Raw genomic sequence first — 14,483 nt, forward strand, 5'->3', positions numbered from 1 at the left:
TCAAAATATCCCGAATAAGTAATAGATTTGTTGGTCCGAATCGGCAAGAAAGGGCGCTTAGTCTTTCCCTAGTAGCTTCTTCCTAAACTTTGGCTCTGAAGTGTCTTCACTTAGCCAAATATCGAAAAACTTTTGCGTAAAGGCTTCATCTTCAATTTCGTCAACCTTTTCACCGTTAACATAAAAAACGCTGGTTCCCTTTTCTGTTGCTATTCCTGTTATCACGTCCCCTTCGCTCACATCAGGAAATATATCTTCCATCAGCGCTAACCATTCACTTTCGTTGTCGCCTGAAACGTCGCCCTGCTTTTTCATTTCATCAATAGAGCGCTTGGCGATTTTCTTGCCTTTTAAATCTCGCTCATAAGTGAGTCGCAGAGCAAAAGGTGGTTCGTTGTTGTATGAACCTTCGGGCGCAAAAAGCTCGCCTGTATACACATCCCAAAAGTAATATGAAAACATTCCCTTACCGACAAGCTTTGCGTTGGGTACGAATTCAGCAATGTGCTGCGAATCTGGCGCTTGGGCCATTGCTTTGCTAGACATAAGAAGCCCACTTACTGACAGTGACGCGATAGTGATGAATGCAACGGCATTCGCTTTGTAAGTAGCTCGCGATGTAGCCGAACTTCCCGAATTGATTAGCGCAATAAACAGGGATTTTAAAAAGTAAACCGGCGCCTTAAGGCAACGAACGCAGTCTGTATTGATAACCATAGTTAGCTCTTGTTAAGCGTAATAAAAATTACAGGTCTTTTAATGAATTTCTATCTGGTTATACTCTTGCTACTTCGCATTTGATCAACAAACACTAGGCTCTCGCAGTGCAATCTCTTGAAGCATTCAAATCGTCACTTACACTTCCCTCTCCCTTAGAACCGTTTCATCCAAATTGGGAAGGGGCTAGCAAAGTATCGCTTTTTGTTAAACGCGATGACGCTATACACCCAGTGATATCAGGCAATAAATGGCGCAAGCTTACCAACGCGTTAATCGCGCCGTTACCGCGCGAAATACTAAGCTTTGGCGGCGGCTTTTCTAACCATATTCACGCGTTAGGGTTTGCTTGTTTCAAACTTGGCATTCCGTTTACCGCCGTTGTTCGCGGAGACTATCGCAATAACCCTACACCAATGCTTCAGGACTTAATGCAGTGGAGTGCAAACATTGAATATGTTGACCGCATCACCTACAAAAAAAGAGATGATAAGGCCTACTTGAACCAGCTTCAGCAGCAACATAATAATGCGATGATCATTCCTGAAGGAGGCAGTCAAACTCAGGCGCTGCAAGGCATTCAACACATGGTTGAAGAAATTGATGTCGACTTTGATGTTATGGTGACGCCAGTAGCCAGCGGTGCCACGCTAGCGGGTATTGCTAGTGCGTTAAATAGTTTTAATGAAAAAACCATGGCAATCAACGAACATGATGTTGTTCGCAAAGCAATTGGCATTGGCGTGCTTAAAGGTGAAGGCTACTTAGAAGGCCTAGTTGAGAAGCTTCTTCCAGCTTCTATAAGCCAAAACGATGGGCAAAAGTCAGAAAATGAAACCTTACCAACACAACCCCAATGTTGGCACATTGACCACAATTACCATTTTGGCGGATATGCAAAAGCGCCCGACGAGCTTAAAGCATTCTGTAACAACTTTAACCAAACCATGCCGTTTGAAATAGAGCCCGTTTATTCAGGAAAGGCTTTTTGGGCAGTTAAAGATATGCTTGCCAAAGGTAAGTTTGAAGATGGCACACGCATAGTGATATTGCACACAGGTGGCCTGCAAGGCGCTAGGTAGCCCTTGTATAACAGAGCGTTGCGTTTGCTACATTTCAGTGTTACAACTGCAAATGGCGCTCGCTCTTTGCGATTGCGCAATAAAAAACAACGATAACAACAGGAAGTTTGTCGCAGGATGCGGCATAAAAAGTAAAAGCGTGCTACCTGCAAACTTCATCATGGAATGATTATGAAAAATATATTCTTCTTCGACTCAATGTTAACCCCTAAAATCATTACTATTGTGTATTGGTTATTGCTTTTAGGGTCAGTGGTTGGTGGCTTGTCGGCAATGTTTGTCGGGTACAACGCCAATTTCATAGTAGGCCTTTTTGCCATGGTGGGTGGCTGTATTGGTGCTCGAATCTGGTGCGAACTGCTTATTGTACTGTTTAAGATTAACAGTAACCTTCAAAAAATTGCTGACAAAGAGTGATATAAAACCAAGGGCTAGCGCTTTCACATTTGGCGCTAGCCCGGGAATGTTTTTATTTACATAAATCCTTGCTAGCAATGGGGTATCCAAACAGTCGCTGTAGCTTTGCTTTTGCTCCCTTCGCTTCTTTTAACTGCTCGAATAATACGCCCAATTGGCTGAAGTTGGCGCTCAGTGGATTGTCATCTGGTGTCTTCCCGATAATGCCGTATTTTATCGTTATGGTTTTATCTTCTTCTGCGAAGGTCCCAAAAAGCTTGTCCCAAATAATCAGCACGCCAGCGTAATTTTTGTCGATGTAAGGTTTGTTTGTAGCGTGGTGAATACGATGATGTGTAGGCGTATTAAAAATACGTTCTACCCAGCCTAAGTTGCCGATAGTTTGGGTATGCACAAAGAACTGATACGCAAGATTAATGGCAACAATGGCAAAAACAAGACTGGGTGAAAACCCGATTAAAATCATAGGAACCCAAAAGAGCCACATCCCCACAAATGGGTACAAAATACTTTGTCTAAATGCGGTGGTGAAGTTCATTCGTGTTGAGCTGTGGTGCACCACGTGCGCCAACCAAAACCAGTGAATATTGTGTGACGCACGATGAAACCAGTAGTACAGAAAATCTTGCAATACAAAGCCTACCACTAGCGTAAATAGAGTAAGCTCGATGTTGAACAGCGAGAACTGATGCAACCACACAAAAAAAGGCATTAATAACAGCAGAATTAACGCGTCTGAGCCCTGATGCAAAAGCGCCAACAATGCGTTATTTATACTATCTTTGACATTGTAAAACTGTCGCGCCTTTTTAAATTCAACAAACACGCACAACAGAAAAACGGGGCTTAGCCCTAATAAAATTAGCTCAACGGGAATCAAAGCGTGCTCCTAACTTATTCAAACACTGTTCAATATCGTTTTGTAAAAGACGTTGAAGCAGCCAACTGGGTAAATACCAAGGTGCAGCGCAGGTAATGCGATAAGAAACGGTTGTGGTATTTTGGTGAGGCGTAAATTCAATAAGCCCCGTGTGTTGTTTAACCGGAAAGTTGTTAACTACGCGGTATTCAATTCGCGTTAAATCAGCATGAACTATCTCTTCTTTAAAGCGAACACCTAGAATCGTTACCTCTCTCACGCAGCCCTTTCCGCCGGTTATTTCACCACTATTTTCTTTTTTAAGCACACGAAACGATGCATTGAAAAAGTCGCTTAAATGTTGATGGTTTAGCAGCGTGTCTCGCAACTGTATGGAAGTTGCTGCAATGTTTCTCTTGTAGTGAACATTTACCATGTCTTGTCAGCCCTGTTTTCACGCCTTCTAGCATAATTTGACATTTTCTTTTTATCTTGCGCTAATACGTCAGTGTTTTTGTTATTTTGCGACAGCATATGCCAACCGTTTCATCTGCTTATTTACAAAGCATTATTAGTTTTTTAGCTAGCTTAGGGGTAAGTACCAACCACAATGCCTTGCAATCCCATATGCACAGCCCAGAAGGTAACTCGACCCGAGTGCCTATGGATGTATATGTAGCATTACTTAACCATGGGGTAGCAGCAACCAACAACACGCTGTTTGGCTTTGAATTGGGCAAGCACATTCAGGCTAAAGACTACGGTGTGTTGGGCTATCTTGTAGAAAGCTGCGAGAATTTAGCGCAAGCTATCAATGCGCTTACGCGTTTTGATGCGTTAGTGGCCGACATTGGCACCACTTCTGTTATTTTTGATGAAGACAACACACAAATAAACTGGTCTCCCAAAAGCCAAGACTGCAAGCAAATGGTGCTGCGCAATACAACAGCATGGGTAGCAACCGTTTATAAAATTTTAGGCTCTGCTTGTCAGTTAACTGCGGTCACTTTTACTTTTTCTTTAAATAAGTGGGAAAAAAGTACCTTAGAAAATTGGTTTAACTGCGACGTTGAAAGCGGTGCCAGTGCCAATTCAATAGTGTTTCCCACCCACCTACTTCACGTTCCTTTTACCAGTGAAAACAAAGCAATGTTTAGCGCCTTAGTAAAGGTAACCGAAACTGAGTTACTTGAGCGCAATGAGAAATCGCGCGCGCACGCCGCGACTAACGAGGATGTGAAACACAAGGTTGTGGCGCTTTTAAAAGCGAAGCCCACATTAAAAGGGTGCGATCAGCAGCGTGTTGCCGACGCATTATTTATTAGCCCTCGTACGTTACAAAGAAAGCTAAAGCAAAGCGGCACCAGCTATCAACAGATCCTTAGCAATGAACGCAAAGCTCGGTTAAACGACTTGCTTTTGCACCACACTATTGCTGATACGGCAGATTTGTTGGGGTTTCAGGAACAATCATCGTTCACTCACGCCTTTAAAAGCTGGTTTTCAACCACGCCATTGAAATACCAAAAAGATTTGAAGGGCCAGGAATAAAAAAATACGCACCTCCAAAAGTGACGGTAACTGTTGCCAAACACACGATAAGCCTAGTCATTTAGTATTAAATAGCGGGTTTTAACTATCGTAATGTTATTTATTAAACTAATGTGTCAATGAAAGCGTAGGTATTAGCAAGTGTCCAGCAACGCTAACTTTCAGGAGATACGCTATGATCGACCGTCCAGTTACATTGCCAGCGCCGCTAAACGTACTTGTATCAAAATCACTGAGCTTATGTGAGCTCATGTTACCCGTATGTGATGTGTTTTACCCTTTCGCTGCCATTTATGAAAACGGCCGTATTGGCTGCATCTTTAGCGACGAAACTCAGGGTAAAAAGCGCGAATCGCAGCTTATCGAACAGCTTCAATGGCGAATTATCGACACTACAACCGACACGAATAGCTACAGCGTGCTTGTGTATGCCGCCGCTGTGAATACTCAAGACAGCAAAACGTTAGACGCTATCGCCATTGCCACCTCAACACCAAACCATGAAGAGCGTCTTATTCTTTATCCGTACTACAAAGTTGATGATAAGGTAGTCATCTCACCACCTATTGATACCGTTACCCGCTAAAGTTGTAATAAATTTTTATCAACGATTTATTGTCAAACAGCGAAACGGTTTACGCATTGAATTAATCAAAAACTAGGTTGTGGTCGTATCATTGCACAGTTTGATTAATAGCGTGGCCTCTAGTGTCCTTCGATGTTAGCACTATAGTCTTTTGAAGGTAGTTTCACTTATCGTGTGTGCTACCTTTTACATTCGTTGTTACGATTAAAATTTTTTGTACTGTCATGGGCGGTCTATGCTTGCCAAATCCCGTTGGTCTGCTAGCATTCAGCCCAAAATTCATTAGCAAAATTAGGGATTATTATTATGTCTCGCGTTTTAATTATTGGTGCTGGCGGTGTTGCGTCGGTAACTGTGAAAAAATGTGCACGTTTACCGCAACATTTCGACGAAATTTACTTAGCAAGCCGCACGGTATCTAAGTGTGAAGCACTGCAAGAAGAAGTAGGTGCAGACCGCGTTAAAGGTGTTTTCGCTGTTGATGCAGACAACGCAAAAGAAGTTGAAGCACTTATTAACGAAGTAAAACCAGACCTAGTAATCAACCTAGCGTTGCCGTACCAAGACCTTCCAATTATGGATGCGTGTCTTGCAACTAATACTGATTACCTAGACACCGCCAACTACGAACCGAAAGACGAAGCAAAATTCGAATACTCGTGGCAGTGGGCGTACCAAGACAAGTTTAAAAACGCAGGTATTATGGCGCTTCTTGGTAGCGGCTTCGATCCGGGTGTAACTAACGTTTACACGGCATACGCAGCGAAGCACTATTTCGACGAAATTCACTACCTTGATATCGTTGACTGTAACGGTGGTGATCACGGTCAGGCTTTCGCGACAAACTTCAACCCAGAAATTAATATTCGTGAAATTACACAGCGCGGTCGTTACTGGGAAAATGGCGAGTGGAAAGAGACAGATCCACTAAGCGTACGTGAAGACCTTGATTACCAAAACATTGGTGTTCGCGCGTCATACCTTATGTTCCACGAAGAGTTGGAGTCTATCGTTAAGCACTTCCCTACTCTCAAGCGTGCGCGCTTCTGGATGACGTTTGGCGATGCTTACCTTAATCACCTGCGTGTGCTTGAAGGTATTGGTATGACTAGCATTGAGCCAGTTGAATTCCAAGGCCAAAAAATTGTACCACTAGAGTTCCTGAAAGCAGTACTGCCTAACCCAGGCTCACTTGCCGAAGGTTACAGCGGTATGACGTGTATTGGTACGTACATCACAGGTATTAAAGATGGTAAAGAGAAGACTATCTTTATTTATAACAACTGTGACCACGCGAAGTGTAACGAAGAAGTGGGCGCACAAGCGGTTTCTTACACCACAGGTGTTCCAGCTATGATTGGTGCAGCACTTATGCTTAATGGCACGTGGAAAGAAGCGGGCGTATGGAACATGGAACAATTCGATCCAGACCCATTCATGGACATGCTTAACGAGCACGGCCTTCCATGGCACGTTCTTGAATGTGAAGGTAGCCCTTTCACCAAATAATCAATACTCAAGGGCGCTTACTTTAAGCGCCCTTTTTGTTAACGCCGCTATTTGCATACAACCTAATTGCCAAAATCGTGCTTTTGAGACCGATTTTGAGCTATGGCTAGATATGTAATACATTGGGCGTTTAGTAGATATTAAAGCAGTTTTATTTTTTGGAGCTTTATCCCATTGACCGATTTAACTCAACGCACTGATATTCCCTCTCCTTGCTATGTGCTGGAAGAAGCTAAATTAATACGAAACCTTGAGCTGATGAAGCGTGTTCAAGACGAGTCTGGCGCGCGAATTATTCTTGCGCTTAAAGGCTTCTCTATGTGGTCGTGCTTCGACATCATCAAACAGTATTTGCATGGCGCGACGGCCAGTTCAGTTTGGGAAGCGAAACTCGCTGCGGAAATGGGTAAAGAAGTGCACGCGTATTCGCCGGCATACAAGGTGAACGACGCAAAAGAATTGGCAGGCCTAGTTAACCATTTGTCTTTCAATAGCCTGACTCAGTGGCATGCCCATAAAGAAGCCCTAGCTAATGTGTCTTTGGGCCTTCGTATCAATCCTGAGCATCAAGAGGCCAATACACCACTTTACGACCCCGCAGCGCCAGGTTCACGCTTAGGCATACGTGCCAGTGAATTAGAAAGTGTTGACTTGTCAGGTATTGAAGGCTTCCACTGTCATAATCTTTGCGAGTGCGACTCTTTCGCAACAGCACGTACACTTGAAGCCATTGAAAAACGCTTTGGGAAGTGGCTTGGCCAGCTAAAATGGTTGAACTTAGGCGGCGGGCACCTTATGACCAGCGAAGGTTACGATGTTGAGCACCTTATTAAAACGCTCAAAGACTTTAAAGCACGTTACCCACACCTAGACGTAATTTTAGAGCCAGGTTCTGCGGTTGCATGGCAAACAGGCCCACTAATTTGTGAAGTGGTAGATATGGTAGAAAACGAGGGTGACATTGCCATTTTAGATATCTCGGCTACCGCTCACATGCCTGACGTTTTGGAAATGCCTTACCGCCCTGCCATTTTAGGCGCAGGTATGCCAGATGAAAAAGCGCATAACGTGAAGCTAGGCGGTAATTCTTGCCTTGCAGGTGACGTGATTGATACTTACTCGTTCGACGCACCGCTTAAGGCAGGCGATCGTTTGCAGTTTGAAGATATGATGCATTACACCATGGTTAAAACTACCTTCTTCAATGGTGTTGAGCATCCCGGCATTGGCATTTTGCGTTCGAACGGTGAATTCGAGTTAGTGCGTGAATTTAGCTATGAAGACTTTAAAGGCCGCTTGTCTTAAGATGCCCTTTACTGTTGTTTTCTTGTAAAACAACGGTTGCTTTTTCACACGTGTCAGAATGACTAAGCAACGATTTTTGAACGCTTTGATGCGGCATGTCATGATGTTGCATCAAAGCTTTAATGGCTTTTCACCCACCTATCTCGCCGACGCCTTCCACTCATTGACTTTTTCGTATCTCGTCGCCAAGACGCTAAAGGCTAGGCACAGCCTCTGCATTAAAATCTGATCTTACACAAGACCTTAACGTAACCATCTATGGCAATCAACATTCGCCTTCTCTGCAGCCAACAAGGAATTTCGGATGCTTCTTCAGTTCAGTGGTTCGTTAAATTACTTTCAATCAGACTCGCAGCCTAGCGGCGGCGACACTTCAACCACCATTGAAGATTTGTCACCACTGGATACGCTGGAAAGCACGCTGGTGAGTATAACGCAGGGCTTTATCGAGCACTTGCCTTACATGGCTGTTGGGTTTACCGTTATTTTGCTGACTTGGGCGCTGTCTTCTACAATTGGGCGTTTTATCGAAAAGTTAACGGCGTCGCGGGTCAAACGCGACTCGGTACGTGAACTTGTTATACGATTTACAAGTGTAGCCGTGTGGACACTCGGACTTTTGTTAGCTGCACTTATCATGTTTCCTGGGTTAACTCCTGCAAAAGCACTTGGCGGTTTAGGTTTACTTTCTGTCGCTGTCGGTTTTGCCTTTAAAGAAATTTTCGAAAACTTTTTTGCTGGCATTTTACTGCTTTGGAAGTACCCATTCGAAAGAGGCGACTTTGTCGAATGTGAGTCGATTATGGGCAAGGTCGAAAAAATTTCTGTACGCATGACAACAATTCGCAAGACGAATGGCGAATTAGTAGTAACCCCTAACTCGTACTTATTTAAAAATCCCATTCGAGTATTAACAGACTTAGATCTGCGTAGGATCACCATCATGACTGGCGTAGCTTATGATGAAGACGCCGATGCAGCGGTGTCTGTGATTGAAAGCGCCCTAGAGAAATGTGAAACGGTAGATAAGTCTAAAAATATTGAAGTGTTTTTAGCAGGGTTCGGGTCGAGCAGTATAGATATTGAGGTTACGTGGTGGACCGATCCAACTCCCTTAGATCATCGCAAGTCTCGGGGTGAGGTTGTCAGTTCAGTTAAGCGCGCTCTAGATGAAGCAGGTATTGAGATACCTTTCCCTTACCGCACAATGACATTTAAAGAGCCTTTGGTTATTGACCAACGCCAATAACCGCTCTTCGGTGTTAACGCAATTAAGATGGGGTTGTTCAACTTACCTTAAAGGAGGTTTACCGCTAAACCACACCACGACCAGAGGCCGCTTCGGTCTTATCTATTTCGCCCTCGGCTAACACCTTGTCGTCTAGTTCAATCTTAAATGATGTACCGGCTTTGCCTTGTAGGCTATAACGAAAGCCGTACATTTCGCCTTCGTTCAAATCAACTTCAGTGGTGTCATTGGGGTGAATAAGGTCATAAACGCCAGAGTCGTTCGCTTGAGAAAATATATCCACCAGCCATTTTCCGTCTGACATAGTTATCTTAAGTGATTGTGTCATTTGCGCCTCCGTTAGCCGTCAGCGACTTGCCTGTAGCCGACGTGAATATCATTTCTTTGTATTCATAGCCAAGCACTTAAGATCAACTCATCTATGCTTTTGCATCAAGCCCTGCTTGATAAAGCGCGTTCTTTTTTAAACCGTAATGGCTCGCTACAACAGCCGCAGCTTTCTTAAGCGGCATGTGTTCGCATAATGCGTTTAGCAACGACATCGCTTCACTGGGAATGGCTTGCTCGCTTACTCGCGCTGGGCCAATCATTACAACAAACTCGCCTTTTTGATGCGCAGTGTCAGCGGTTAAATAATTAATGACATCTTGTGCGCTGCCGCTTACGTAGGTTTCAAATGTTTTAGTTAGCTCTTTCGCTACCACAATTGAGCGTTCGCCTAACATGCGCTGAATATCAGTAACTGTGTCTAATATTCGACGCGGAGCTTCGTAATAAACGGTGGTGAAAGTTCTATCTGAAAGGGCAGAAAGCACGCCCTCTCGTGCCTGCGTTTTAACAGGTAGAAAGCCTTCAAAGATGAACTTGTCAGTGGGAAGTCCTGACGCACTTAGTGCAGTGATGGCTGCGCACGGACCTGGCAGCGCGCTTACCGGAATACCTTGCTCACGGCATTTGCGAACAAGAATAAAGCCTGGGTCACTTATCAAAGGTGTGCCCGCATCGCTAATCAGTGCTACCGATTCGCCGTTTTTTAAGCGTTCGCATAACATAGCCGTTCGCTTATCTTCATTGTGTTCATGCAATGAAAGCGTTTTCGTTCCAATACTAAAATGCTGTAGTAACCGTGCACTGTGGCGCGTGTCTTCGGCCGCAATCCAGCTAACTTCACTCAATACACTGACGGCCCTAGCGCTCATGTCGTCTAAATTACCAATAGGTGTAGGAACAATATATAAGGTGGCGGTGTCTGTCATAACAGTACTTAAGTTTTTCGTTAAATATAAAGATAATGCGGCAAGTGTATCACGCCATTAGTCCAGATTATGCTGGCAAGCGTAGATTTTCACACTGGTTCAGATAAACTTGACCTATAACGATGTAAAAGGAATGTAGCTGTGCGTCATATTGGACAAACTGGAAAATTTTTTACTCTGTCAGCCATTGCGTGTGTAATGGTTTTATCTGGCTGTGGAAGCACGCCTTCGCCTCAAACTAGACCTACAGCAGTAACATCAGCGCCAGTCGAAACCGCGAAAATTGAAGAGAACGTCACACCAGAACATAAACTGCTTGAAGCTAAGAAAGTATGGGAGCGTACTCTCAATAAAGAACAGCGCAATACACTACTGCTTCAAGCGGCCGATCTGTATATTCAAAATCAACAGCCTGTTCTTGCTCAGCAAGTACTTTACGAAGTAAAAGAAGACGGCATCGCAGCAGCTAATCAACCGTATTACTCCTTGTTGGTGGCGAAAATCTATGCGGGTATGCCTAATGCGTCACCAGACGAATTACTGGCTATGCTCGAAAATGTTGCTGGCACCGGCGAAACAGCATTTCAAAAAGCAGAACTTCAAACCCAACTTTACAGTCAACAGGGCAATTTTGCGGCGGCAGCAAACAGCATATTGAAAACAAAGTTGCCAGACGACGAAAAAGTCGAACAAGTTTGGCGCTGGGTTACTTCACTACCCAGTGAATCGCTATCATCAATTGGAAGTGAATACCCGGCTTTATCACCTTTTGTCACTTTACGTGAGCTAACAGAAGAAAACGCCGCTTCTCCAGTAAAACTCGCCAGAAGCCTTCAGCAATTCAAGCAAGTTTATCGCGGCCACATACTTGAAAAGGCGATGCCTGAAAACATCGTGCAAGCAGCGCAGCTGCTTGATACAGGCGCCAATGACATTGCCGTTTTATTACCTCTATCAGGCAGACTGGAAAGAACAGGTAAGGTGGTGAAAAACGGCATAATGGCCGCCTATTACACTGACGTTGAAAAACGCCAAAACGAGCGCCGGCTACCGACATTGCGCTTTATCGATACAAATGACGCAGACACACAGCAGTTAATTGAACAAATTGGCGACACCAAATTCATTATTGGCCCGCTTCTAAAAGACACGGTTGAAAGCTTAATTCCAAATTTACCCTTTGGTGTAAATGTGCTGGCGCTAAACAGGCCAGAAGAGCCTATCGATGCCTCTTTAACCAGCACGAATAGCATTGTGTTAACAGACAGTAAATCAGTGACTACTGATAGCGCTATGGAAACAGGTTTAGCTAATGAAGGTGCGCAAGGCGAGCTTGAAGCAATTGGATTGCCAACCTCTCTGAACTACTACGGTCTTGCACCAGAAGATGAAGCTAAACAGCTTGCGGAATTTATTTTTAATAAAGGTTTTCGGGCGCCAATTGTAATTGCCGCGCAAAGCAGCTTGTATCAAAGAATGGACGCTACATTTAAAAGGCACTGGAAAAACCTTAACAACGCAGAAAATAAACAACGAACAAACATTACGTCGGTAACATTTAACGACAGTAACTCTTTAAGAGAAGGTATCACGCAAGCGCTGGACGTAGCGCAGAGCAATCAGCGCATTAATCAAATTGAGTACATGACAAACGATGAAGTGTACAACATGCCGCGAAGCAGACGAGACATCGACGCAATCGTTGCATTTGCTTCACCACAAGACACTGAACTGCTTAACCCAATTATTGAAGCGAGCCTGAATCCTTTCGATGGTAAGCAAGTGCCTGTATATGCCACGTCTCGCTCAATGGATTACGACAGCGGTAAAAACCAATGGCGTGACCTACAAAACGTTCACTTTATCGATATGCCTTGGTTAATGCCATATCATAAGTGGCAGCCCTTGCAACAAGAAGTAGATAAGGCATGGGAAAACCAAAACACCATGCAAAAACGCTTGTTCGCGTTCGGGTTCGATGCTTACCAGCTGCTTCCACAGCTAGGCATGCTTAACACGTTGAACTACCTTACTTATGAAGGTTTAACAGGCACACTGTCGTTAAACCAGCAAGGTGAAGTGATACGCAAGCAGCCACAAGCCATTATTCGTAACGAAAAAGTACAAATGCTTTCGGAGTAAACCTATGTCAACACTGCAAGGGAGTGCAGCAGAAGACAAGGCCTGTAATTATTTGATGGAACAAGGCCTTACTCTTCTATGTCGTAATTATCGAACACGGCGCGGCGAATTAGATATTGTGATGCAAGACGGTAATACCGTGGTGTGCATTGAAGTTAAATACCGTAAAAGAAATCAGTTTGGCAGCGCTCTGGAATTTGTAACCGCGAAAAAACTACAACGAATTCAGGCTGCGTTTGATTTCTATTTGTTAGATAATGGAATTAACCCGGCATCTACGTCACTGCGAATAGATGTAATTGCGATAGACGGAAGCGAGCTTCAATGGCTCAAAAACGTTGGCTAGCTATTACGAAAAATAGAAAAAACGGTGACAGTATTAGTCCTGTTTTAAAGTGATAATTGCTCACAGAGATACGCAAAAAATAACAACGACTGTATTTGAAAATGCGTTGAGTACTATAGAAAAACAGTAACCGGTATCAATGTAGTGCTCCGTACGTTTTATCTTATGATTTACAACCCTTCATCGGTTTGATGATAGTTTCTTAGGTTCCCACACATAATGAGTCATCCTAACAACAACAGTTTACCCAGCAGCGACGAAATAGAATTAATCGTAGGAAATTCAAGCTCTAATTTTTCTGGTGTTACTTCTACCATGCTGCAAGTCACATCCATTCAAAAAGAAATGATTAATTTGCGAATAATGGGTAAGCATTTTGTTCCAGACCCTTCATTAACCATTTCCTTTTGGGAGGTGGCTAAAATGTGCAGACGACCATTAAGCAACGGTAAATGGAGAATTTTTCACGCACGCCGTGTGGATGAAATGATTCAAGGTGTCATTCTTAAATACCTGTTTCGCGCCAAAATAAAGCTAGTATTTAGTTCTGCTGCCCAACGAAAACGCTCAGCGTCTACCGTGTGGTTAAGCAACAAAATGGACGCGGTTATTGCCATGAGCAATCGCTCAGCTAAGTATTTAAACAAGCCCCCAGCAAAAATTAACCTTCATGGTGTGCAAATTGATAACTATATGCCAGCTGAAAATAAGCAAGAAGCTTGGCAAAACTTGGGGTTCGGCGGTAAATACGGCATAGGCATTTTAGGCAGAGTAAGAGAACAAAAAGGGGTACACCTTTTTGTTCAAGCCTGTATTGAAGTATTACCAAAATATCCCGAAGTAAATGCTGTTGTGGTGGGTGCTATTTCATCTAGCAACCAAGAGTTTGTTAATCAACTGAAAGAAAAGGTCTCTAAGGCTGGGCTAACCGAGCGCATTGTATTTACTGGTGAGCTTCCCTTTGAACAAATTCCCAATATATTTAGTGCACTGTCACTAGTAAGTGCATTGAGTTATAACGAAGGGTTTGGACTGACAGTACCCGAGGCCATGAGCGCAGGCGCAGCAGTGTTAGCAACTCAAGCTGGCGCGTGGGAAGATATTATTAGGCCAGGAGTTGACGGGTATATTATACCGACGAAAGATCAACAATCGGTAACCGAGAAAATGGATTTACTGCTATCGGATATGGATAAATTGGCCGAAATGGGGAAAGCTGGCAGAGAGCATGTTGTGAAGAATTTTAAAGCAGAAGACGAAGCACGAAACCTTGTAGAGTTCTTTCGCACACTTCAATAGAAAGCGGCTCGACCTAGCGCAAGTTATTTAAGAAAAAAAGCATAGCCTGCTATGTATACCATAAGTAGGCACTATCGCAGTTTCGCCTAAATGCTGGTCTTCGAAATGATAAAATGGACTGTAGTTTCGCGCTGCAACGCTTATGACTTGACCAGCTTTCAAGTG

The 14,483-nt window shown here is 43.7% G+C and carries 15 protein-coding genes; 10 read left to right on the forward strand and 5 right to left on the reverse strand.

What is annotated here, in order from left to right:
• Positions 1 to 57: 57 nt before the first annotated feature.
• A complete protein-coding gene (locus tag ACHUFN_RS06520) occupies positions 58 to 717 on the reverse strand; it encodes a chalcone isomerase family protein (protein WP_394221499.1) in 660 nt (219 codons plus the stop codon).
• Between the two features lie 107 nt (positions 718 to 824).
• On the opposite strand from ACHUFN_RS06520, the gene ACHUFN_RS06525 reads away from it, so the two are divergent.
• On the forward strand, positions 825 to 1,799 hold the full coding sequence (locus ACHUFN_RS06525) for a 1-aminocyclopropane-1-carboxylate deaminase/D-cysteine desulfhydrase (protein WP_394221500.1): 975 nt from the start codon (positions 825 to 827) through the stop codon (positions 1,797 to 1,799).
• Positions 1,800 to 1,970: 171 nt separating this feature from the next.
• Positions 1,971 to 2,216, forward strand: a complete 246-nt coding sequence (locus tag ACHUFN_RS06530) for a DUF4282 domain-containing protein (protein WP_394221501.1) — start codon at positions 1,971 to 1,973, stop codon at positions 2,214 to 2,216.
• A 52-nt stretch (positions 2,217 to 2,268) separates the two neighbouring features.
• Here the strand turns inward: ACHUFN_RS06530 and ACHUFN_RS06535 are convergent, their stop codons facing one another.
• Entirely contained in the window at positions 2,269 to 3,096 is an 828-nt protein-coding gene (locus ACHUFN_RS06535; protein ID WP_394221502.1) for a sterol desaturase family protein, read from the reverse strand.
• Positions 3,083 to 3,511, reverse strand: coding sequence for an SRPBCC family protein (locus ACHUFN_RS06540; protein WP_394221503.1), 429 nt, complete (start codon positions 3,509 to 3,511; stop codon positions 3,083 to 3,085). Before ACHUFN_RS06540 ends, ACHUFN_RS06535 begins: the two co-directional genes overlap by 14 nt.
• 98 nt (positions 3,512 to 3,609) lie before the next feature.
• Here ACHUFN_RS06540 and ACHUFN_RS06545 point away from each other — a divergent pair, with 98 nt between their 5' ends.
• From ACHUFN_RS06545 to ACHUFN_RS06565, 5 genes are all read left to right on the forward strand, one after another.
• Positions 3,610 to 4,626: an AraC family transcriptional regulator gene (locus tag ACHUFN_RS06545; protein ID WP_394221504.1), complete on the forward strand. Its 1,017-nt coding sequence runs from the start codon at positions 3,610 to 3,612 to the stop codon at positions 4,624 to 4,626.
• Positions 4,627 to 4,801: 175 nt separating this feature from the next.
• On the forward strand, positions 4,802 to 5,212 hold the full coding sequence (locus tag ACHUFN_RS06550) for a hypothetical protein (protein ID WP_394221506.1): 411 nt from the start codon (positions 4,802 to 4,804) through the stop codon (positions 5,210 to 5,212).
• Positions 5,213 to 5,518: 306 nt separating this feature from the next.
• Complete coding sequence (locus ACHUFN_RS06555) at positions 5,519 to 6,721, forward strand: saccharopine dehydrogenase family protein (protein WP_394221507.1); 1,203 nt, start codon at positions 5,519 to 5,521, stop codon at positions 6,719 to 6,721.
• A gap of 174 nt (positions 6,722 to 6,895) precedes the next feature.
• Positions 6,896 to 8,026 carry a carboxynorspermidine decarboxylase gene (gene nspC, locus ACHUFN_RS06560; RefSeq protein WP_394221508.1) on the forward strand — a complete coding sequence of 377 codons (1,131 nt, stop codon included), beginning with the start codon at positions 6,896 to 6,898 and terminating at the stop codon, positions 8,024 to 8,026.
• A 304-nt stretch (positions 8,027 to 8,330) separates the two neighbouring features.
• On the forward strand, positions 8,331 to 9,275 hold the full coding sequence (locus tag ACHUFN_RS06565; protein WP_394221509.1) for a mechanosensitive ion channel family protein: 945 nt from the start codon (positions 8,331 to 8,333) through the stop codon (positions 9,273 to 9,275).
• Positions 9,276 to 9,339: 64 nt separating this feature from the next.
• On the opposite strand, the gene ACHUFN_RS06570 is transcribed toward ACHUFN_RS06565, so the two are convergent.
• Positions 9,340 to 9,603: a hypothetical protein gene (locus tag ACHUFN_RS06570; protein ID WP_394221510.1), complete on the reverse strand. Its 264-nt coding sequence runs from the start codon at positions 9,601 to 9,603 to the stop codon at positions 9,340 to 9,342.
• A 91-nt stretch (positions 9,604 to 9,694) separates the two neighbouring features.
• The gene (gene rsmI, locus ACHUFN_RS06575; RefSeq protein WP_394221511.1) at positions 9,695 to 10,531 is read right to left on the reverse strand and encodes a 16S rRNA (cytidine(1402)-2'-O)-methyltransferase; all 837 of its coding nucleotides are present in this window, start codon (positions 10,529 to 10,531) and stop codon (positions 9,695 to 9,697) included.
• A gap of 141 nt (positions 10,532 to 10,672) precedes the next feature.
• Between rsmI and ACHUFN_RS06580 the strand changes: the two genes are divergently transcribed.
• The 3 genes from ACHUFN_RS06580 (at position 10,673) to ACHUFN_RS06590 (ending at position 14,318) form a co-directional block, all read left to right on the forward strand.
• Positions 10,673 to 12,673: a penicillin-binding protein activator gene (locus ACHUFN_RS06580; RefSeq protein WP_394221512.1), complete on the forward strand. Its 2,001-nt coding sequence runs from the start codon at positions 10,673 to 10,675 to the stop codon at positions 12,671 to 12,673.
• 4 nt (positions 12,674 to 12,677) lie between these two features.
• Positions 12,678 to 13,019, forward strand: coding sequence for a YraN family protein (locus ACHUFN_RS06585; RefSeq protein ID WP_394221513.1), 342 nt, complete (start codon positions 12,678 to 12,680; stop codon positions 13,017 to 13,019).
• 219 nt (positions 13,020 to 13,238) lie between these two features.
• A complete protein-coding gene (locus ACHUFN_RS06590) occupies positions 13,239 to 14,318 on the forward strand; it encodes a glycosyltransferase family 4 protein (RefSeq protein ID WP_394221514.1) in 1,080 nt (359 codons plus the stop codon).
• Positions 14,319 to 14,483 lie beyond the last annotated feature (165 nt).

Source organism: Alteromonas gracilis (assembly GCF_043642145.1).
Classification (GTDB): domain Bacteria; phylum Pseudomonadota; class Gammaproteobacteria; order Enterobacterales; family Alteromonadaceae; genus Alteromonas; species Alteromonas gracilis_B.

What these genes read in the sequence shown, in the direction of transcription:
- ACHUFN_RS06520 (WP_394221499.1), bottom strand. Translation starts at nt 717, where the DNA reads ATGGTTATCAATACAGACTGCGTTCGTTGCCTTAAGGCGCCGGTTTAC.
- ACHUFN_RS06530 (WP_394221501.1), top strand. Translation starts at nt 1,971, where the DNA reads ATGAAAAATATATTCTTCTTCGACTCAATGTTAACCCCTAAAATCATT.
- ACHUFN_RS06540 (WP_394221503.1), bottom strand. Translation starts at nt 3,511, where the DNA reads ATGGTAAATGTTCACTACAAGAGAAACATTGCAGCAACTTCCATACAG.
- ACHUFN_RS06545 (WP_394221504.1), top strand. Translation starts at nt 3,610, where the DNA reads ATGCCAACCGTTTCATCTGCTTATTTACAAAGCATTATTAGTTTTTTA.
- ACHUFN_RS06550 (WP_394221506.1), top strand. Translation starts at nt 4,802, where the DNA reads ATGATCGACCGTCCAGTTACATTGCCAGCGCCGCTAAACGTACTTGTA.
- ACHUFN_RS06555 (WP_394221507.1), top strand. Translation starts at nt 5,519, where the DNA reads ATGTCTCGCGTTTTAATTATTGGTGCTGGCGGTGTTGCGTCGGTAACT.
- ACHUFN_RS06565 (WP_394221509.1), top strand. Translation starts at nt 8,331, where the DNA reads ATGCTTCTTCAGTTCAGTGGTTCGTTAAATTACTTTCAATCAGACTCG.
- ACHUFN_RS06570 (WP_394221510.1), bottom strand. Translation starts at nt 9,603, where the DNA reads ATGACACAATCACTTAAGATAACTATGTCAGACGGAAAATGGCTGGTG.
- rsmI (WP_394221511.1), bottom strand. Translation starts at nt 10,531, where the DNA reads ATGACAGACACCGCCACCTTATATATTGTTCCTACACCTATTGGTAAT.
- ACHUFN_RS06585 (WP_394221513.1), top strand. Translation starts at nt 12,678, where the DNA reads ATGTCAACACTGCAAGGGAGTGCAGCAGAAGACAAGGCCTGTAATTAT.
- ACHUFN_RS06590 (WP_394221514.1), top strand. Translation starts at nt 13,239, where the DNA reads ATGAGTCATCCTAACAACAACAGTTTACCCAGCAGCGACGAAATAGAA.